This window comes from Campylobacter concisus (assembly GCF_050447505.1).
GTDB lineage: Bacteria > Campylobacterota > Campylobacteria > Campylobacterales > Campylobacteraceae > Campylobacter_A > Campylobacter_A concisus_BP.
In genome coordinates this window covers 964,227-982,510 of record NZ_JALMFZ010000001.1, presented here as the reverse complement: position 1 = coordinate 982,510, position 18,284 = coordinate 964,227, and the positions used below count along the sequence as shown (strand labels likewise).

Sequence of the window (18,284 nt, the reverse complement as noted above, 5' to 3'; positions counted from 1 at the left end):
AAGATGAGTTAAAAGGAGCAAAGATGTATAAAGACACACTAAGAAAGAAAAAAGATGATAGCTTTATAGTAAAAAACTATGAAAGTAACCTAAAGTTAAGCTACGACTCTATTAGGAAAGATTATGACATTATACTTACAAGTATCATACCAACTCAAAAAAATCTCATAAAAACATATTTATGGCTTAATACTTTCATTCTTGGTATATGCTTTTTCTTTGTCAAGGAAAAACTGATAACATCTTTTGTTCTATTTGAACTATTTATAACTCTCTTACCTTGTGTTATATCAATGGGTATTTTGCTTTTTGCTCTATATCACAATAAGGAAAAACTGTTTATATACTTTGAGCCAAAAACTATTGCCAATATCAAGAATGATAAATGGGGCTATGCTCAAGGGCTTATAAATTGTATAAAAGACACCAAAGAAGCCTTTGACTTTAACTCTAAAATAGTTAGTTTTAGAGCCTCCCTTATTAGATGGGGAGCTGCTTTTCTATTTTTATCCTTTTTATTTTTTGCCTTAACTACAGCTCATATATCATATAACTATTTTTATACAAATTATAGAAAGGAGGTAAAAACTATGGCTGATGATAAACCACCAGTAGAATCTGATGGCAACGACGCAACTAAGATGTTTCTAAGCACCAACAATCAAGTAAAAGTCAACAAAGAAAGCCTTAACGAGAGTGTTGAAATCAGAAAAAGTGGTAGCATTTCTATTACTGCAAGCAAAAAACCAAAACCAAGCAGCGAAACAAATGCTACTGTTTATAAGAAGGACAAAAAGTAGCCACTCATTCTTACAGCTCCTTGCTCTACAAAGCAAGGAGCTATTCATCAAATAAAAATATCCAGCCAAATAGCATAAAAGCCATAAAAAGCATCAATTCATCCATTTTTGCTCCTATATTCATCTCAACAATAAAATTTTAAAAGAACCTTTTAGAAACTTTTTACTTTTTTTAAAGTAATATTTTTCCAAATACATTTTGAATTATAGCCTAATATATTAGGTGTTGTCAAGGACTTTTTATGGATTTAGCACAAAAAATTAAATTTTTACGTTCAGAAAATGGTTGGACACAAGAGGATTTAGCTAATAAATCAGGTATTGGAAAATCTACTATCCAATTATATGAAGGAAAGACAGGTAACAAAAATCCTACGAATGAAAATTTAAAAAAATTAGCCAATGCTTTTCGTATTAGTGTTTCAGAATTAGCCAATGAAAATTTGTCCATAAGTAAGTCCATAAGTGAAAATGAAAATTTGTCCATAAGTAATAAAAATTTAGTTCGTAAGTCTAAAAATTTGTCCATAAGTCCTACAAACCTTAAAAACTCACAAATACAGCAGTTAAAAGAAGATCAGATCCTTATATGTGAGCTAAGCTCTAAAGTCGGAGCAGGCGAAAGTGTCGATATAAACGGCATTGAAGTCTATGACACAACCAAGCTCGTCCCATTTTCTCAGATGCTCTTTAAAACTCGCCTAAAAAACACAAACAACCTACGCTGCATGCAAGTAGAAGGCTACTCTATGGTTCCTATGCTATACCCTGATAGCTGGGTCATTGCTGACGTTACAGCCAGATTTGAAGGCGATGGACTATACATTATAAATTTTTGCGGAAATTTCATGGTTAAATTGCTCCAAAAAAGCCCTGACGGCGTGCTTCATATCATAAGCATCAACAAAGACTATCAAAGCTACGAGATAGATGAAGATAGTAACGTTGAGGTCTATATAGTAGGTAAAGTATTAAGATGTGTGATTTAAAGCCCTTTTAAACGGCTTTTAAAATAGTTTGTAAAAAGATGTAAAGCTTTTGTAAAGTGATGTAAAGAAATTTTTGCCACTTTGATTTTGACCAAAACTCACTCTAACTACGAATTAATCGCACTTTCCTATGCCTTTTTATAACTTTGATATCTAACATAACTTTACAAATTTGAGCTAGCCAAAAGCTGGGTAAATTTAAAGCCAACCTACCCAAATATCTCAAATTTATAAAAAAGCTCTGGCTCATCTTTTACTACGCCTCGCCTAATAAGATCAGCCACCACTTCGCGCTTGCAGTCAGTTTGCATAGGCCAGCCACGCGTGTAGCCCTCTAGCTCACTCTTGCTCGTCGCATCCACGCAAAAATTTTCGCTATCTATGTAGATATCTCGCAAGGCATCTATGTTATTTGTCACGCGCCAAAGCAGCATATATGGGTTTTCTAGGTAGTTTTGCATATCCACTACGACTAAAAGCTTGAAAAACTCCCTAAACTCCAAAAGCTTAGAAAATAGCTCTTTTACAGGGCGATCTTTTTCAAATTTCACCACGCAAATAGGCGTTTTACTCTCTTTTTTAAACTGCCTAAGCTCCTTAACATTTGGCGCAACGCTTTGAAATTTAGCTAAAAGCTCATCGTCGCTTAAAACCGCAGGGGTAAATTTACAAAAGTCATGCGTCGCATCGATGCCAAGCTTACCGCCAAAGCACGAGTTTGGACTAGCGTGATCGAGTTGGTCGCACACACCTTGGCTTATCAGCACGCTCTCACTGCCAAATCTATCAAGCACAAAGTCCGTAAATTTCTCATAGTCTTCAAGCGCAGGTCCCTCGGTGCCCACAAAGATAGCATGCTTTACAAAGCTCATCTGTCCAACTCCCCAAAATGCGTGCATCGCCTGCTTTGCGTGAGCTGGATAAAGGGCGTTGATCTTGGCTAGGATAAGGTTGTGAAAGACGCCATTTTCAGGCATGTTGTAGTCTAGTAGCTCTGGCACGGTCGTTCGCAAAAGTGGCAAGAATATGCGCTCAGTCGCCCAGCCCATATACTTATCCTCAAGCGGCGGCTTGCCAACCACGGTCGCGTGAAAGACAGGGTCTTGCTTGCTCGTTATCGCCGTGACATCCATCACTGGAAATGGCTCAACCGGCGTATAAAAGCCAGTGTGATCGCCAAATGGCCCCTCAAGCTCGCTCTTAGCCGTATCCACAAAGCCCTCGATCACGTAGTCTGCGTCGTGCGGGACGTAAATTTCATTCGTTAGCGACTTTACAAGCTTGGCTGGCTCTTTGCGGATGAAGCCGTAAAGTAACAGCTCAAAGACGCCCTTTGGCAGCGGCGCTTGACCGCACCAGATGTAGAGTGGATCGCCGCCGATCGCCACAGAGACTGGCATCTTACGGCCAGCGCGCTTATACTCGTGAAAGAAATTTGCGCCGTCTTTATGGATCTGCCAGTGCATGCCAAGGCGATTTTTATCATAAATTTGCAGTCTATACATGCCTAAATTTTGCAGCGCGCCATCAAGACTTTGCGTATAGACCTGCCCCATCGTGATAAAAGCACCTCCGTCATGCGGCCATGTCTTTAGCGCAGGTAAGCTCAAAAGATCAGCCTGCTCGCCCATAAATTTGACCTGCTGGCACTCGCCCTCACCTTTTAGCCTTTTTGTAAAAATCTTTCTCATGCTAAAAAGATAGGCTAAAAAATCAAGCTTTTCTTTGAAATTCTCAGGTTTTTTGGGCTTTAAAAGCTTCTCTATCTCAGCTGCGATCTCATCAGGCTGCCCGCCAAATATCAGCTCAAGCGCCCTTTTTGAGCCGTAGATATTTGTAAGCACTGGGGCAAATTTACGTCCAGTTTTTTTGCAAACTGGATTTGTAAAAAGTAGTGCTTGCGAGCCCGCGCGTTTGACCTCGATGTAGCTAGCGTGCGCGATCTCTAGGTCGATATCAGTTGGCTCCTCGATCACCCTAAGTAGGCCGTTATCTTTTAAAAGCTTGATGTAGTCCATATTTTTCCCTTAAATTTTCAAAAATGATAGCCAAAATTTACTTTATTTATCACAGGCAGTTAGCTCGTAAAAAGGCGTTTTGCCTGCCATGTTCTGAAAAATAAATTTACGCCACGCAGATACTATTTGAAATTTAGCAAAAATGGGCTAAATTTGTCGTTTTATTAAGAAATTCTAAAGAGAGATATATGGAAAATTTACTAAAAATAGGCGATCACGTCTTTGTGGATAGAAGCGTGCTTGGTATAAAGCTTTACGAGCATCACGGAATTTACGTCGGAGACGATATGGTCGTGCATTATAACGGCTTGGCGCATGGGATCGTGCTTGAAAAGAGCTGTTTTGAGGAGATATTAAGCAATGTCGTGCCGCTAGATAAACGCAACATCGCAAAGGTGGAGATGACCAGCCTTGAGGAGTTTGCAAGTGGCGACGTTTTGCAGGTAAAAAAGCATGCAGATGCGCCATTTAGCGGGCAAGAGGTGGCACTTCGAGCAAAGGAGCGCATAGGCGAGCAAAAATACAACCTAATCATCAACAACTGCGAGCATTTTTGCAATGAATGTGTATTTGGCGAGCATGTGAGCGAGCAAGTGCAAAATGTGAAGCAAAATTCTGCCATTTTTAACGAGGTAGAGCCGTTTTTAGAGCAGATCATAGGTGAGCTTTTCGGCGCACAAAGCAAGGACGATGTCAAGCAAGTTTTTACAAAGTCACTCACCAAACTCACCCAAAATAGCAGGGATAGCGCAGAACAGAAAGCTCGTGAGATGATAAAAGAAAAAGGCGATAAGATAAATTTACAAATAGAAAAATTTATGAGCAAAAATACCAAAATGAACGCTGCGTTTCAAAATATCAGAAAGGACGTAAAAGCAAAAATTGCAAGGGATTTTAATATCAAAATTTAGATTCAGACAAAGCTGGCTTGAAAAGTGTTTTTTAAAGGGCTTTTTTGGCTATTAAAGCGTTGTAATGTGGTTTTAGTCAAATTTAAAGTGCTAATTTACCTATATACAAAAATTTAATAAAAAACACTTCGTCACTATAAGCTAGCTAGTAGCTTCAAAAAAGTGCAGCAAATTTACTAAATTTAACGCTCTCTACTCTAACAACTCGCCAAATACCTATGTGTTTTTAACTAAATTTTACTAGTGTCTTGCATCAAAATGGCAGTAAATTTAGAAATTTGATCTTTTTTTGACAAATTGATTAAATTTAAAAACTATTCTAGCAGCTCACCAAATATCTCTTTGCAGTATTTCATAAAGCGCTCATTAAGCTTTACACCCTCGGTATCTACGCAAATGAGACTATCTTGCACCTCAAAAATGATGCTCTTATCAGTGATCTTTACTCGTTTGCAAGCGTTGTAGCAAACGTCGCCATTGCACTCGGCGTATAGGCCGTTCATGTCGGCATTTTCGTCGTCATCTTTTTTGAGTTTGATCGGTCTTTGAAAGATTATGTAGTTTTTGTAGTTATATTTGTCGTCTGCAAGACCGATCATATAGTAGTTGTCTTTGATATTTTTGGTAGCACTTAGGGCTTTTGCCTTAAAATTTAGCTCAAACACGCTTACGCCATCTCTTCAGCGCGCTTTAAAAGCTCTTTCGCCCCTTTTTCTATAAATTTATGCGCTAGCTCTTTGCCGATGCTTTGAAATTTATCTTTGCTAGTCTTTAAGCTATCTTTTATATACTCGCTCCCATCAGGCAGGCCAACGATCGCATCGATAGAAATTTCATCGCCTTTTAGCCTTGCGCTGATGCCTATTGGCACTTGGCAGCCACCCTCTAAAACACTTACAAAGTCACGCTCTATGGTCGTTTCTATGACTGCATTTTCGTCGTTTAGAAAAGAGATCTCATCTAAAATTTGCTTCTCATCTCTAGCCTCGACGCCAAGAGCGCCCTGACCCATCGCAGGTATCATCTCGTCAAAGCCAAATGTGTAGATGTGCGCCACTTCAGCCTTGATATTTAGGCGGTTTATGCCAGCCATCGCCAAAATGATCGCGTCAAATTCGCCCTCTTTTAGCTTTCTAAGTCTAGTTTGCACATTACCTCGAAGCGAGATGATCTCAAGATCAGGCCTCATGATAAGTAGCTGCATCTTGCGGCGTAGGCTCGTTGTGCCAACCTTTGCGCCGTGCGGTAGGTCGCTAAATTTAGCAAATTTCTCACTTATCATCGCATCTCTAGTATCCTCACGTGAGCAAATGGCAGCTAGTTTAAGCCCTTTTGGAAAGACTACAGGGACGTCTTTTAGGCTATGCACGGCGATATCGGTCTCGCCTTTTAGCATGCTATCTTCAAGCTCTTTTGTAAAAAGCCCCTTGCCGCCGATCTTTGCAAGTGGCGTGTCAAGTATCACGTCGCCCTTTGTCTTCATGCCCTCAAGCACGACCTTCATGCCCTTGTGCTGCGCCTCGATCCTAGCCTTGATATGCTCGCTTTGCCAAAGCGCTAAGATGCTCTTTCTAGTTGCTATTTTTATCTCTTTCATCATCTCTCCTAATTTACTCTTTTTGGCTCTTCAACGACCTCAACGTCGATGATCTCACCCTCATTTTCTCTTTGGGTGCGCTCGCTAAAATTTTGAAATTTAAACTCCTGATAGCTCTCATTTTTCGCTGCATTTTTCTTAAACACTAAAGAAAAAACGACCACGGCGATACCAAAAATGTCTGTCAAAATCCCTGGCAAAAAGAGCAGCGCTCCGCCAAAGCTAAGCCCTAACTGGCTAAATAAATTTCCGCCAAGAAAGCTCTTAAACGCCACTTGAGGCGAATTTAAGCTAGAAAATCCAGCATTAAAAAGAAGTGCGATGCCAACAAATCCAGAGACCAGCACCTCAAGAAAGTAGTTCAAAAAGCCAAATTTATCAACAAAAAGATAGATAAATACCGCTTCTATCAAAAAAAACAAAAATGCAAAAAATCTCATAAGCTTTCTTTTATCTTTCTAAAGGCATCGTTTGCCTCTATCGTCTCTTTGCTTAGCCCATCTCTCGTGATAAACTCAACCTTGCCATTTGCAAATTCTTTACCCACAAGCAGCGCGTAAGGAAAGCCGATAAGTTCAAAATCATTCATTTTAACGCCAAATCTCTCGTTTCTATCGTCGATAATGACGCTAACGCCAGCTTTTTTGAGGCTCTCATAAAGCTCAAATGCAAATTTCACGCCCGCTTCATCTTTTAAATTTGAGATGATGATCTCCACATCAAACGGCGCGCACTCTTTTTTCCAAATGCAGCCCTTTTCATCGTGACTAGCTTCTATCATCACAGCGATAAGCCTGCTTATGCCAATGCCGTAGCAGCCCATCAAAAATGGCTTAGCCTTGCCATTTTCATCAAGATATGTCGCGTTCATCGCAGCTGAATATTTATCGCCTAGCTGAAATATATGACCGACTTCTATACCTTTGCTAAGTTTTAAATTTCCGCCGCAAACTGGGCATTTATCGCCCTCTTTTACCTTTACAAGGTCTTTAAATCTCTCTTCGTTAAATCCGCTAACACTAACGCCAACAAAGTGATAGTCTTTTTCGTTAGCGCCACATATCATGTTATTTGCGCCTTTTAGCTCGTTATCTATGAAAAATTTAACATCCTTTAGCCCAACTGGCCCGCAAAAACCAGCCACAAGCCCAGCTTTAGCCACGTCAGCCTCGCTAGCATCGACAAGCTCTAGCGCCTTGCAAGCGTTTTGCGCCTTTGTCTCTTGAAGCTCATCATCGCCCCTTACGAAAAAGACCACAACCTCCTCTTTGTCCTCATAGATCGCCTTTTTCATAACAGCTTTTATGCAGTAAAACTCGCTAACTTTGAAAAACTCCGCCACATCTTTTATAGTTTTTGCATTTGGCGTTAGAAATTTAGCCGCGTCCGCCTCTGGCGCCTCAGCCTCGCTAACTCTTGGCTTGCGCCTTGCAGCCTCGACGTTTGCAGCGTATCTGCAAGCCTCACAGCAAAGTATGTCATCCTCGCCGTTACTTGCAAGCACCATAAATTCTTTACTGCCACTTCCTCCTATGGCTCCGCTATCAGCCTCAACAGCTCTAAAATTTAGCCCCAAGCGGGTAAAAATCTTACTATAAGTTGCCTCCATAAGGTCAAACTCACGCTTAAGATCCTCTTTGCTCGAGTGAAAGCTATAGCCATCTTTCATCGTAAATTCGCGACCTCTTAGTAAGCCAAATCGTGGTCTTGCCTCGTCACGAAATTTGGTGTTTATCTGGTATAAATTTAGCGGTAGCTGCTTATAGCTAGTCACCTTGCCACGCACCAAAGCAACGGCTGCCTCTTCGTTTGTCGGGCTTATAACAAAGTCATTATCCTTTCTATCTTTAAAGCGCAAAAGCTCCTTGCCAAAGACATTGTAGCGACCACTTTGCTTCCAAAGCTCGCCTGAAGTGACCACGCTAAAGCTAACCTCCAGCGCGCCAGCCTCGTTCATCTCCTCTTTTACCACGCGTGAAATTTTATCGTGCATGATCTTTCCAAGCGGCAGATAGTTGTAAAGCCCAGAGCCGATCTGTTCGACAAAGCCACCTCTTATCAAAAACTGATGGCTTGGTAAAGATGCATCTTTTGGCGCTTCTTTGGTCGTTGGGGCGTAAAATTTACTAAATTTCATCTATATCTCCTGCTTGAAAATTTTGTTCATCTTTTATGTCAAATAAAAATTTAACTCCGTTTGAAAGCTCGCTCGCTCTCTCCTCGTCTGCAAGCCCTTTTAGCTTCATTGTTGGCTGGTGCAAAAAGGCTTTAAAGACCTGATGGATGAGCTTTTGTGCCTCATCGTAATCGCTATGCTTTAAATAGCCCTTTTTTATCGCCTTTTCTAACTCATTTTTAGCGCAAATTTCAGCCTGTTTGCGGATTGATTTTATAAGAGGCACGCTCATATCTTCTTTTAAAGTCTTTAAAAACTCGCTCGTATCTTGACCAACGATCGAGTAGGCTTTTTGCGCCTGCTCCTCTCTAAGGGCTAAATTTTTACGCACGATCTCCTCCAAACTATCGACCGTATAGACGCTGATAAGCTCTGTGTTTAAAAGATCGATATCTCTTGGCACGGCGATATCAAAAAAGTATCTGTGAAATTCTTTTGGCTCGATGATCTCGCCTGTGATGATGGCGTGCGGGGCTGCGGTGCTTGAAAATATAAGGTCGTAGTTATTTACATACTCTTTTAACTTCAAAATACTATCCCAGCTCGCGTTATCTCCTAGACTATCAACTAGCTGCTCGACGCGCTCAGAGCTTCTGTTTATGATGATGACCTCTGCGCCGCTTGATATGAGGTGCTTTGCTGCTAGCTCGCCCATCTCGCCAGCGCCCACGACGATAGCCGTTTTGCCCTCAAGCGTGCCAAAAATTTCTTTTGCTTTTGCTACGGCGACGCTTGAAACAGAGATTGGGTTTTTAGAAATTTGAGTTTCGTTTCTAACCTTGGCAGCGCACTTACATGCGTAGTGGATGATCTTACTGATATCTTCGCCACATGAGTTGTTGTCATAAGCAAATTTAAAGGCATTTTTTAGCTGGCCAACTATCTGCGTTTCGCCAACGACTAGGCTATCAAGCGAGCTTGCCACAGCAAATAAGTGGTGGGCGGCACCGCTGTTTTCGTAGATGTCAGCTCTCTCATAAAGCTCATCTTCAAAAACGCCTGAAAATATCGACATACACCTGATGATATGAGCAGTGGCAGCCTTTACATCCTCCACGCTAGCTATGATCTCGACGCGGTTGCAGGTGTTTAGCACCATGCTTTCTTTTATGTTTTTGTTTGAGTTTATCAGCTTTAAAATTTGCTCTTTTTTCTCGTCACTATCAAATGCAAGCTTTTCTCTGACCGAAATATCAGTATTTTTATATGTAAAACTTATGTCTAAATAGTGCATCAAAATTCCCTATCTATCATGCTTTTTATAATCCCTTCAAGCTCGGCGTTTTTATACTCTTTTATCGCTTCTATCGCTTCATTTCCAAGCCTTTTGGCTTCGTTTATGGCTTTGCCAACCGAGCTAGTTTTATCAAAATTTTCTTTTAGCCACAAAATTTCGTCCGCGTCAAGCTTCTTTGCCCAAAGCGATCTAAGCTTTGTTTTGCCAGCCTCATCTAGGCTCTTATAAAGATATATGTAAGGAAGTGTCGTTTTGCCCTCGACAAAGTCGTTAAGCGCTGGTTTGCCAAGCGTTTTTTCATCTTGAGTTATGTCTAAGATATCATCAACTATCTGAAATGCAAGACCTAAATTTTTGCCATAAAGTCCAAATTTCTCACTATCTTTGCCAGCTAGCTTTGCCCCACAAATAGCCGTAGCTTCTATCAAAACAGCTGTTTTATAATAAATCATCTTTAGATATTCTTGCTCGTTTTCATTAAAATTTTCAGCCATTTTAACATCCATCATCTCACCGATGCTTAGCTTACTGACCGCATCTGAGATGACAGCTGCGATGCTTGGGTCAAATTTTGTAAGCTCAAAATAAGCCTTTGAGTAGAGAATGTCACCCAGCATGACTGAGTTTTTACTGCCAAAAAGCGCGTTTATGCTTGGCTTGCCGCGTCTTATATTTGCCTCGTCTATGACGTCGTCGTGTAGCAAGCTTGCGAGGTGGATGAGCTCGATGATAGCGCAAAGTTTAAGTGAAATTTCACTCTCACCTGCGATTTTTAATAGAAGTTTTGAGCGCAGCTTCTTGCCTGAGTTTATCTTTAAAAACATCTCAAACGCCTCTTTGTAGCCAAGCTCGTTTATAAATTTGCTCATTATTTCATCGATTTTATCCATTTTTATCCTTCTATTTATCCTCGTGCGGATCTCTAAAACCCACATCCACACGTTTGCTTTCATCCAGCAGCGCCACCCTAAAATGCGCCTTTTTATCCTTAAAATCAACAAATGATATATAAAGGCTCACGCTCTCGTTTGGTGGCATCATAAAATCAGGCAAAACTTGCTGCATGTAGGTGTTTTGTCCTTGTCTTAGCGAAAAGACCATCTGCCTTGGATAGCGCCTAAAAAAGCTTTGCACAGTGATATTTGTGCTGTCAAATAGCGTCCAACGAAAGTCAAATGTTTCAACTTTTTGAGTTTTTTTCTCGGTTATAAAGACCCTCGCCCACTCATCTTTTTTAAGCTCAAACGTATGGACCGAATTTGGGTCAAAATTTGGCTCTTTTGCAAAAAGAAGAGCGGCTAGCAAGGCCGCAAGCGAAAAAATTCTACTCATTTTGGCTTAAAATTTCTCCGCTAAGCTCGATATACAGGTCATTTACTCCGTTATAAATTTTATCTTGTTCGCTGAAAATAAAATTTCTGATCTCATCTTCGCTAACGCCATGCTTTTCGCAAAGCTCACTCATAGCTACAAATTTCTCAAAAATTTTATCTATCTCGTTTTTAACCAAAACGGCATTTGCGTTAAACAAAATGTCATAAAATTTATCTCTCGCACTGCCCTCAAATATATCTATCATCGCTGTTTCTTTGAAAATTTCTTAAGATTATAGCCAATTAAAACTAAGTTAAAAATTTAATATTATCTCCCACGCCTCGCTGACATTTTTAGCATTATAGGTGGCACGTTTGCTCTCCTCGCCAAATCCCCAGCAAACTTGCACGTAAGGCATATTTGCATTTTTAGCGGCTAGCTCGTCTTTTAAGCTATCTCCTACAAAGATCGCCTTGCTAGCTTTAGTTTTACTAACAGCTAGGTGAAGCATCGCAGGATCTGGCTTTTGCGGTATCTCCTTGCTAGCGCCGATGACCTCGTCAAATAGCTCATAAATTTCATTTTTCTTTAAAATTTTCTCTAGCGTATCGTGCGGTGCGTTGCTTGCCAAAACGACCTTATAATGAGCATCTCTACACTTTTGCAAAAGCTCTTTTACGCCATCATAGGTAGTCGCACACTCATCGTAAAATTTCTTAAATTTCTCTTCAAAACCCTCTTTTAAGCTCCTGCTTGGCGTGTCGATGCCGTAAAACTCAAGGGCCAAATTTCTACCTGGCTCGTTGATCGCTTTTATGATAAATTCTTTTTCAAGTGGCGGCAAATTTAGCTCATCTCTTACTTCATTTACCGTCTTATATATCGCCTCGCCACTATCGATCACCGTGCCATCCATATCAAAAATAACTACTTTCAATCCTCATCCTTAAATTTATTTTTATGTTTTTCTTTCTTATATGTCTTTTGATTTTTTAGCTTATCAAGTAGATTTGCCGCCTTTAAAAGCTCCTCTTTTTGGGCGTTTTTGATAAGCAAATTTATAAAATTTTCTAGCGCCTTTGAGTATGGCTGATCAAGATAGACAGCTTCGACTTTTTCGATGACTTTCGCGTTTTTCTCCACTCTTTGGCGAAATTCAGTCTCGTCAAAGTCATCTCTTTTTAGCCCGTTTATCGCTGATTTTGCAAATTTTTCTAGCGCACGAAGATATTTTACACGCTTAAATTTGTCCGTGACTTGGTTCAAATTTTTCCTTTTTTTTGGCAAATTATATCAAAATTTGATTTTATCCCCTAAATTTTGGCTTTGCTAATGTATAATTTACGCCAAAATTACTTAAACAAGGAGCAAAAATGAGGCAAGAAACCGCTGCGATCCACGTAGGCTACGATACAAACGAGGGCTTTGGCACGATGGCTGTGCCTATTTTTCAAAGCACAGCTTATGACTTTGGAAGTGCCGAGACAGCAGCTGCTAGGTTTGATCTAAAAGATAACGGCTACATCTACACAAGACTTAGCAACCCAACGACAGATATCTTTGAAAAAAGGGTCGCCGCACTTGAGGGCGGAGCCGCTGCGATAGCGACGGCAAGCGGTCAGTCAGCTTTGTTTTACAGCATCATAAATTTAGCCCAAGCAGGCGATAATATCATCATCGCTAAGAAAATTTATGGCGGCACAACAGTGCTTTTTACGCACACGCTAAAAAGATTTGGCATAGAGGCTAGAGTTTTTGACAGCGACACTGCTGATGATCTGGAGGGCTTGATAGACGAAAAAACTAGGGCTATATTTTTTGAAACGCTTTCAAATCCGCAAATTTCTATCCCAAATATCGAGAAAATCGTAGAAATCGCAAACAAATATGGCATTATCAGCATCACCGATAACACCGTGCCAACGCCTATCATCTTTCAGCCACTTCGCCACGGAGTCGATGTTTGCGTGCATAGCGCTAGCAAATATATGAGCGGTCAGGGTCTTAGCCTAGCAGGCGTGGTCGTCAGCGCAAACCACCTAAACGAAAAACTAAAAGGCAACAAGAGATATGAGCACTTTAACGTGCCAGATGCGAGCTATCACGACATCGTATATGCCGATATGACGGATCGTTTTGATATCTACACGCTAAGAATGAGGCTTGCCATCGTGCGTGACATCGGCGCTGTGATATCTCCGTTTAACTCTTGGCAGCTCATACAAGGGCTCGAAACGCTCGCTGTTAGAGTTGAGAGACACTCGCAAAATGCTCTAAAAGTGGCTAAATTTCTAAAATCACACAAGCATATAAAAAGCGTGGCATATCCTGGGCTTGCTGACAACGTAGATCACGCAAAGGCACAAAGATACTTTAAAGACGGCATGGCTAGCGGGTTATTTTGCTTTGAGACTGATAGCTTTGAGCGTGCAAAAAGGATGCTAGAGCGCGTAAAACTCTTTAAGATCGTGGTAAATATCGGCGATACAAAGTCGCTCATCACACACCCAGCCTCGACAACTCACCAACAGCTAAGCAGCGAAGAGCTTGTAAAAGCTGGCATCACAAAAGAGCTGATAAGAGTTAGCATAGGTCTTGAAAACGCCGAGGATCTGATAGCCGACCTAGCCCAAGCCTTAGAATAAACAAATTTCTAGCTCATTTTTCTAGCTCATTTTGGGCTAGAAATTTAAAATTTACTCAAGCTTGCCGCATATCCTCTCGCACTCTTTTGCATGCCTTATAAATTTCATAACGATATAGATGACAAGTAGCGGCACGCTTATATACCAAAATGCAAAAAAGGCGAGTATAAAAAACATAAATAAGAATGTTGCAAAATATACCAAGACCGCAAGGATGATACTATCAAGCATTTTGCCTCCCATTTTGCTAGTGTTTTGGTGATTTTATAAAAAGCAAAATAAAATGAGACTGAACGGATTTGTTTTCGGCTCTAAAATTTGAGCTAAGCGGTAAGCGAAGCTAAATTTTAGTAGTCAATTCTTAGGGGTGAGTAGAATTTTGAAATTTGCGCGATAGTAAATTTCTATTTTTAAAAATACAGACCTTAAATTTAAAAACTCTTTTATTCAAAAGGGAGACAAGGGGACTCGAGTTACGAGGCCGTCCCCTTATCCCCCTTTTTAAATCCCCTAAACCCCTCGCACGTTAGAAGTGCATGCGATAAGCACTATCGTGCCGCATGCGGCTAAAAACTCTAGCAAATTTTAAATTTCATGAACGAGTAATTTCGGCTCTAAAATTTGAGCTAAGCGATAAGCGAAGCTAAATTTTAGTAGCCAACTCTTGCGAGTAAATGGAATTTTAAAATTTACAAAAAAGAGGTGGCTAAAAACTAAATAAATTTTTCAAATTTACTTTCAAGAAGTCAAATACTTAACCGTATCTTGGTAGAGCACTTGGTTTTCGCATTGCACCAAAAGTAGGTCGTTTTCTTCAAAGATGGTCGAGCCAGTTGGTTTTAGATATTCGTTTTTGCGCTTTACAAGCAGGATCAAAAACTCACTTGGTAGCTCAAGCTGAGCCAAATCTTTGCCAATTAGTTTTGAGCCATGGTGGATGGTGTGCTGGCGAAGCGTGTAGGTAAGGATCGGCGAGTTTTCTACTGCCTTAACATCCTCTTGCTCACTCTCTTTAACCTTAAATTTATCAGCCGCAAAGCCGATCGACATGCCCTGCATCAAAATGGAGATCAAAACCATGAAAAATATAATGTTAAAAATCATATCCGAATCCGGAATACCATCTACATAAACATAGGTCGCAAGCACGATAGGCACGACGCCTCTTAGCCCAACCCATGAGATGAAAATTTGCTCATTTATCTTAAATTTTGAAAAGGCAAGCGAGGCAAAAACGCCAAGCGGCCTAGCAATAAGCATAAGCCATAATGCCAAAATAAGCGCTAACAGCGCAGTTGCAGGAAGTTGTGAGGGATTTACCAAAAGACCAAGCGTCAAAAAGACCACTATCTGCATCGTCCAAGCGATACCGTCGTGAAAGCCGATCAAATTTTTCTTGTGTGAAAACTCTTTTTTATTTATAAAAATTCCCGCTATATAAACAGCCAGATAGCCGTTTCCGCCGGTCTTGAAACAAAGCGTATACAAAAGTAGTATCCAAGCGATAGAAAAAACTGGATAAAGTCCCCAGTTCTTTAGGCGAAGTCTATTAAAAATGGCCGGCAAAGCAACGCCAAATAAATAGCCCATAGCAATACCTATGCCAAACTGCTTAACCAGTGTAATTGCCCACTCTGACGCACTTGGAGTGCTATTTAGTGAGATCATCTGAATGATCGTCATAGTTAAAAATATCGCCATCGGATCGTTTGAGCCAGATTCAAGTTCAAGAAGCGGTGCTATGCCATTTTTTAGTGAAATTTTCTTCGCTCTTAGTATGGCAAAGACTGCTGCTGCGTCGGTTGATGAGATGATAGAGCCTAGCAAAAAGGCCTCTGCCCATGTAAAATCAAGCAGATATTTTGCAACTGTAGCGATCGCAAGCGCTGTTAGAAAAACACCAAGTGTGGCTAGGGTTAGACCTCTGCCAAAGACTGGCTTTATCGCTGCAAAGTCAGTGTCAAGCCCGCCAGCGTAGAGTATAAAGATAAGTGCTAGCATGCCGACATTTTGAGCAACCACCTGATCGTCAAAATTTACACCCAATAGGCCGTCTGAGCCTGCTAGCATGCCGACACCTAGAAATATTATTAAGGAAGGAATTCCAAATTTATCAGAGATTTTGCTAAATAAAATGCTAGCTATCAGTAAAACTGCAAAAAATAGTAGTAAATTTTCCAATCATCCTCCAAATTTAGATCAAACGATGTCTTCAAAAACTTCAAATTTGTCGTTATTTACTAGCATTTCTAGTAAAACGCCGTAGTTATCCTTGATCTCGTCTTGTAGCTTGATAGTAAGCTCTTTAGCGTCTTTGCCGTCTCTTGGATAGCTTACTACAAGATCGACTGGCTCAGCGTTTAAAAACTCCTGTATGCCAGTTAGTAGCTCGCTAGCGCCTCTCTCGTTTGTGCCGTGAAGCACGACTACATAGTGCTCATTTTCTCTTATAACGACGTCAGTTTGTCTTAAAATTTTCTCAAAAATTTCGCCGTACTCTTTGCTGTTTGGTAAAGAAAAATATATCAAAGATAAATTTTTCGCATAGTCCTTTACGTTTTTGTAGCGTTTGATTATTGCTATCTCAAGATCGATTATTGATAAAAGATCAACTGCTGAGAAGATTTTTGCCGCCATTTTTTTCACTCCCTTTATTTACGGTTTTTATTTTAAGCCGCTATTATATCTTGTAAATTCTCAAAAACAAAGACATTCATTCCGTTTTTGTATTCGTAGCCAAATTTTAGCCCATGAGCCTCAAGGATATTGCTAACTATATATAAACCTAGACCAAAGCTCTTTTGCGCATCCTCGCCTTTGATAAATGGCTGGATGTAAAAGTCAAGGTCGTTTTTTAGCTTCTCGCCTTGAGTTATAAATTTCATATGATCTTTGCTAACCATGATATTTACGTGCTTATCGGTTGAATACTTTATGCCATTATCTATCATATTTTTTATAGCGACTGAAAATAGCTTAAAATCAACCATCACCCTAACCTCGTCAAGCTCGCTGATACCAACGTGCTCTTTTTCAATCATCGCTATATCTATCGCCTCGTCGATAAGGTCTCTCATAAGGCAAGGCGTCTTATTTGTTAGGCCTATTTTTGAAGTGATCTGCTCGATCGCAGCAAGCTCGTTTATCAAATTTTCAAGCTTGTGAAAAACTGAGATGAGCCTCTCTTGATTTTTGCTTTTTTCTATCATTTGAGCGGCGATCAGCCCCTTTGTGATAGGCGTTTTTAGCTCGTGCATGATATTTCTTAAGAAAAGATGCCTTGAGTCATTTAGTGCTTTGATCTGACAAACAGCCTCATAAAATGCCTCTGAAACCTCAGAAATTTCATCCTTGCCGTTGCCGACATTTTGCACGCCGTTTAGCTCGCCATTTGCAAATTTAACGATCTGACGCTTTAGCTTTCTAAGCGGCTTTATCTTATAGATGACAAATATATAAGCAGCCAGCAAAATGACCGCAACTACGGCAAATACAGCCTTTATCACCTCATATCTATATGGCTGAAATTCCTTATCCATAAGCAGTTTTAGCTCGTCTAAATGCTCGATCTTTAGGTAGTGATGCTTGTCGTAAAGCAAGATCGCACTAGATCCTAGATCGCTTGAAATTTCTTCTAAAACGGCTGCATTTTTTAAAATTTCTTCTTTTTCGTTTTTAGCTGTGATCTCTGGCATGTCGATGTTTGAGAGCTGGCGGTCATACTGAGCTTTATTTATGATGCCACCCATGTAGAGTAAATTTGTCCTAGCGACGTTTGAGTATTTGTTATTTAGCTCTCTTGTGTAGTTTTGTTTATCAAAACCCATGAGCCACAAAAAGGCTAGAAATATCGAAACAAGCGCAAGTCCAAAGATAAATGTTATCGTGATAAATATAGATGATCTTGGCATCAAAGGACCAACTTGTAGCCGATGCCGCGGATAGCGTGGATGTATTTTGGCTCTTTTGGATTTTCATTTAGTTTTTGGCGAATTCTGCCGATGATGACGTCGATACTTTTGTTTGAGCTATCTTCATTTATGCTCTCGCAGTTGTAGATGAGCTCCTCTCTAGTGACCGCCCCACCCTCTTTTTGAAGCAGATATTTTAAGATGTCATACTCCGCTGCGGTTAAATTTAGCACGCTGCCTTTAAATAAAATTTCCCGTTCAAATTCTTTTAAAACTAAGTCTTTGTTTAAATTTCTTGCCTCATTTGCAGGGGCTATGCTCTGCCTTCTTAGATGGCTTTTTATGCGAGCTAGAAGCTCTTGTGGGTCATAAGGCTTTGGCAAATAATCATCCGCGCCGTTATCTAGGGCATTTACTTTGTCCGTTATATCGTGCCTTGCGCTTGAGATGATTATAGGGATGTTGTGCTTTTTTCTTATCTCTTTGCACACCTCTAGTCCGTCCATGCCAGGGAGCGTAAGATCAAGGATAACTAGGTCAAATTCGCTTGTGTTTAAAGTAGATAGTCCGATATATGGCTCCTCGGCCGTCGTTACTTTTATGTCGTAGTTTTCTAGGTATTCAGTTAAAATTTCAGCAAGCTCCATATCATCTTCTATCATTAAAATTCTAGTCATGATCTTTCC

At 40.3% G+C, this 18,284-nt stretch carries 20 protein-coding genes and 1 pseudogene; 5 read left to right on the top strand and 16 right to left on the bottom strand.

Annotated features, from left to right (window positions below; genetic code table 11):
• The first annotated feature begins 23 nt into the window (after window positions 1–23).
• From MTT09_RS04860 to MTT09_RS04850, 3 genes and pseudogenes are all read left to right on the top strand, one after another.
• Entirely contained in the window at window positions 24–800 is a 777-nt protein-coding gene (locus MTT09_RS04860; protein ID WP_103583172.1) for a hypothetical protein, read from the top strand.
• 242 nt (window positions 801–1,042) lie between these two features.
• Window positions 1,043–1,225, top strand: a pseudogene (locus tag MTT09_RS04855) (helix-turn-helix domain-containing protein); the annotation flags it as partial.
• A gap of 18 nt (window positions 1,226–1,243) precedes the next feature.
• Window positions 1,244–1,789 (top strand): S24 family peptidase, encoded by a 546-nt coding sequence (locus MTT09_RS04850; protein ID WP_429803711.1) that lies wholly within the window; start codon window positions 1,244–1,246, stop codon window positions 1,787–1,789.
• A gap of 209 nt (window positions 1,790–1,998) precedes the next feature.
• Here the strand turns inward: MTT09_RS04850 and MTT09_RS04845 are convergent, their stop codons facing one another.
• The gene (locus MTT09_RS04845; RefSeq protein WP_429802883.1) at window positions 1,999–3,807 is read right to left on the bottom strand and encodes a menaquinone biosynthesis decarboxylase; all 1,809 of its coding nucleotides are present in this window, start codon (window positions 3,805–3,807) and stop codon (window positions 1,999–2,001) included.
• Between the two features lie 188 nt (window positions 3,808–3,995).
• On the opposite strand from MTT09_RS04845, the gene MTT09_RS04840 reads away from it, so the two are divergent.
• On the top strand, window positions 3,996–4,718 hold the full coding sequence (locus MTT09_RS04840) for a lecithin retinol acyltransferase family protein (protein ID WP_012001643.1): 723 nt from the start codon (window positions 3,996–3,998) through the stop codon (window positions 4,716–4,718).
• Window positions 4,719–5,032: 314 nt separating this feature from the next.
• On the opposite strand, the gene MTT09_RS04835 is transcribed toward MTT09_RS04840, so the two are convergent.
• From MTT09_RS04835 to MTT09_RS04790, 10 genes are read right to left on the bottom strand one after another with little or no spacing between them, the layout of a single operon-like run.
• The gene (locus MTT09_RS04835) at window positions 5,033–5,383 is read right to left on the bottom strand and encodes an Imm10 family immunity protein (RefSeq protein ID WP_012001642.1); all 351 of its coding nucleotides are present in this window, start codon (window positions 5,381–5,383) and stop codon (window positions 5,033–5,035) included.
• A gap of 2 nt (window positions 5,384–5,385) precedes the next feature.
• Entirely contained in the window at window positions 5,386–6,315 is a 930-nt protein-coding gene (hemC, locus tag MTT09_RS04830) for a hydroxymethylbilane synthase (protein ID WP_429802880.1), read from the bottom strand.
• Between the two features lie 8 nt (window positions 6,316–6,323).
• On the bottom strand, window positions 6,324–6,755 hold the full coding sequence (locus MTT09_RS04825; protein ID WP_012001640.1) for an FxsA family protein: 432 nt from the start codon (window positions 6,753–6,755) through the stop codon (window positions 6,324–6,326).
• The gene (locus MTT09_RS04820) at window positions 6,752–8,452 is read right to left on the bottom strand and encodes a proline--tRNA ligase (RefSeq protein ID WP_429802878.1); all 1,701 of its coding nucleotides are present in this window, start codon (window positions 8,450–8,452) and stop codon (window positions 6,752–6,754) included. The genes MTT09_RS04825 and MTT09_RS04820 overlap by 4 nt, the downstream gene beginning before the upstream one ends.
• On the bottom strand, window positions 8,442–9,725 hold the full coding sequence (hemA, locus tag MTT09_RS04815) for a glutamyl-tRNA reductase (RefSeq protein ID WP_429802876.1): 1,284 nt from the start codon (window positions 9,723–9,725) through the stop codon (window positions 8,442–8,444). Before hemA ends, MTT09_RS04820 begins: the two co-directional genes overlap by 11 nt.
• A complete protein-coding gene (locus MTT09_RS04810; RefSeq protein ID WP_429802874.1) occupies window positions 9,725–10,618 on the bottom strand; it encodes a polyprenyl synthetase family protein in 894 nt (297 codons plus the stop codon). Before MTT09_RS04810 ends, hemA begins: the two co-directional genes overlap by 1 nt.
• 10 nt (window positions 10,619–10,628) lie before the next feature.
• On the bottom strand, window positions 10,629–11,060 hold the full coding sequence (locus tag MTT09_RS04805; RefSeq protein ID WP_429802872.1) for a hypothetical protein: 432 nt from the start codon (window positions 11,058–11,060) through the stop codon (window positions 10,629–10,631).
• Window positions 11,053–11,307: a DUF2018 family protein gene (locus tag MTT09_RS04800; RefSeq protein WP_103621346.1), complete on the bottom strand. Its 255-nt coding sequence runs from the start codon at window positions 11,305–11,307 to the stop codon at window positions 11,053–11,055. The genes MTT09_RS04805 and MTT09_RS04800 overlap by 8 nt, the downstream gene beginning before the upstream one ends.
• A 48-nt stretch (window positions 11,308–11,355) precedes the next feature.
• A complete protein-coding gene (locus tag MTT09_RS04795; RefSeq protein ID WP_429802870.1) occupies window positions 11,356–11,979 on the bottom strand; it encodes an HAD family hydrolase in 624 nt (207 codons plus the stop codon).
• A complete protein-coding gene (locus MTT09_RS04790; RefSeq protein ID WP_107916669.1) occupies window positions 11,976–12,308 on the bottom strand; it encodes a hypothetical protein in 333 nt (110 codons plus the stop codon). Before MTT09_RS04790 ends, MTT09_RS04795 begins: the two co-directional genes overlap by 4 nt.
• A 107-nt stretch (window positions 12,309–12,415) precedes the next feature.
• Between MTT09_RS04790 and MTT09_RS04785 the strand changes: the two genes are divergently transcribed.
• On the top strand, window positions 12,416–13,687 hold the full coding sequence (locus MTT09_RS04785) for an O-acetylhomoserine aminocarboxypropyltransferase/cysteine synthase family protein (protein ID WP_429802868.1): 1,272 nt from the start codon (window positions 12,416–12,418) through the stop codon (window positions 13,685–13,687).
• 51 nt (window positions 13,688–13,738) lie between these two features.
• On the opposite strand, the gene MTT09_RS04780 is transcribed toward MTT09_RS04785, so the two are convergent.
• From MTT09_RS04780 to MTT09_RS04760, 5 genes are all read right to left on the bottom strand, one after another.
• Entirely contained in the window at window positions 13,739–13,930 is a 192-nt protein-coding gene (locus MTT09_RS04780) for a hypothetical protein (protein ID WP_429802866.1), read from the bottom strand.
• Window positions 13,931–14,425: 495 nt separating this feature from the next.
• On the bottom strand, window positions 14,426–15,868 hold the full coding sequence (locus MTT09_RS04775) for a potassium/proton antiporter (RefSeq protein ID WP_429802864.1): 1,443 nt from the start codon (window positions 15,866–15,868) through the stop codon (window positions 14,426–14,428).
• An 18-nt stretch (window positions 15,869–15,886) separates the two neighbouring features.
• Window positions 15,887–16,324 carry a pyridoxal-5'-phosphate-dependent protein gene (locus tag MTT09_RS04770; RefSeq protein WP_012001631.1) on the bottom strand — a complete coding sequence of 146 codons (438 nt, stop codon included), beginning with the start codon at window positions 16,322–16,324 and terminating at the stop codon, window positions 15,887–15,889.
• Window positions 16,325–16,356: 32 nt separating this feature from the next.
• Window positions 16,357–17,598, bottom strand: a complete 1,242-nt coding sequence (locus MTT09_RS04765) for an ArsS family sensor histidine kinase (protein WP_429802862.1) — start codon at window positions 17,596–17,598, stop codon at window positions 16,357–16,359.
• Window positions 17,598–18,275, bottom strand: coding sequence for a response regulator transcription factor (locus MTT09_RS04760; protein ID WP_002940190.1), 678 nt, complete (start codon window positions 18,273–18,275; stop codon window positions 17,598–17,600). The genes MTT09_RS04765 and MTT09_RS04760 overlap by 1 nt, the downstream gene beginning before the upstream one ends.
• Window positions 18,276–18,284 lie beyond the last annotated feature (9 nt).

Excerpts from the sequence above, each read along its gene's own strand:
- MTT09_RS04860 (WP_103583172.1), top strand. The coding sequence starts at position 24 with ATGTATAAAGACACACTAAGAAAGAAAAAAGATGATAGCTTTATAGTA.
- MTT09_RS04845 (WP_429802883.1), bottom strand. The coding sequence starts at position 3,807 with ATGGACTACATCAAGCTTTTAAAAGATAACGGCCTACTTAGGGTGATC.
- MTT09_RS04840 (WP_012001643.1), top strand. The coding sequence starts at position 3,996 with ATGGAAAATTTACTAAAAATAGGCGATCACGTCTTTGTGGATAGAAGC.
- hemC (WP_429802880.1), bottom strand. The coding sequence starts at position 6,315 with ATGAAAGAGATAAAAATAGCAACTAGAAAGAGCATCTTAGCGCTTTGG.
- MTT09_RS04825 (WP_012001640.1), bottom strand. The coding sequence starts at position 6,755 with ATGAGATTTTTTGCATTTTTGTTTTTTTTGATAGAAGCGGTATTTATC.
- MTT09_RS04820 (WP_429802878.1), bottom strand. The coding sequence starts at position 8,452 with ATGAAATTTAGTAAATTTTACGCCCCAACGACCAAAGAAGCGCCAAAA.
- hemA (WP_429802876.1), bottom strand. The coding sequence starts at position 9,725 with ATGCACTATTTAGACATAAGTTTTACATATAAAAATACTGATATTTCG.
- MTT09_RS04810 (WP_429802874.1), bottom strand. The coding sequence starts at position 10,618 with ATGGATAAAATCGATGAAATAATGAGCAAATTTATAAACGAGCTTGGC.
- MTT09_RS04805 (WP_429802872.1), bottom strand. The coding sequence starts at position 11,060 with ATGAGTAGAATTTTTTCGCTTGCGGCCTTGCTAGCCGCTCTTCTTTTT.
- MTT09_RS04800 (WP_103621346.1), bottom strand. The coding sequence starts at position 11,307 with ATGATAGATATATTTGAGGGCAGTGCGAGAGATAAATTTTATGACATT.
- MTT09_RS04785 (WP_429802868.1), top strand. The coding sequence starts at position 12,416 with ATGAGGCAAGAAACCGCTGCGATCCACGTAGGCTACGATACAAACGAG.
- MTT09_RS04780 (WP_429802866.1), bottom strand. The coding sequence starts at position 13,930 with ATGGGAGGCAAAATGCTTGATAGTATCATCCTTGCGGTCTTGGTATAT.
- MTT09_RS04770 (WP_012001631.1), bottom strand. The coding sequence starts at position 16,324 with ATGGCGGCAAAAATCTTCTCAGCAGTTGATCTTTTATCAATAATCGAT.
- MTT09_RS04765 (WP_429802862.1), bottom strand. The coding sequence starts at position 17,598 with ATGCCAAGATCATCTATATTTATCACGATAACATTTATCTTTGGACTT.
- MTT09_RS04760 (WP_002940190.1), bottom strand. The coding sequence starts at position 18,275 with ATGACTAGAATTTTAATGATAGAAGATGATATGGAGCTTGCTGAAATT.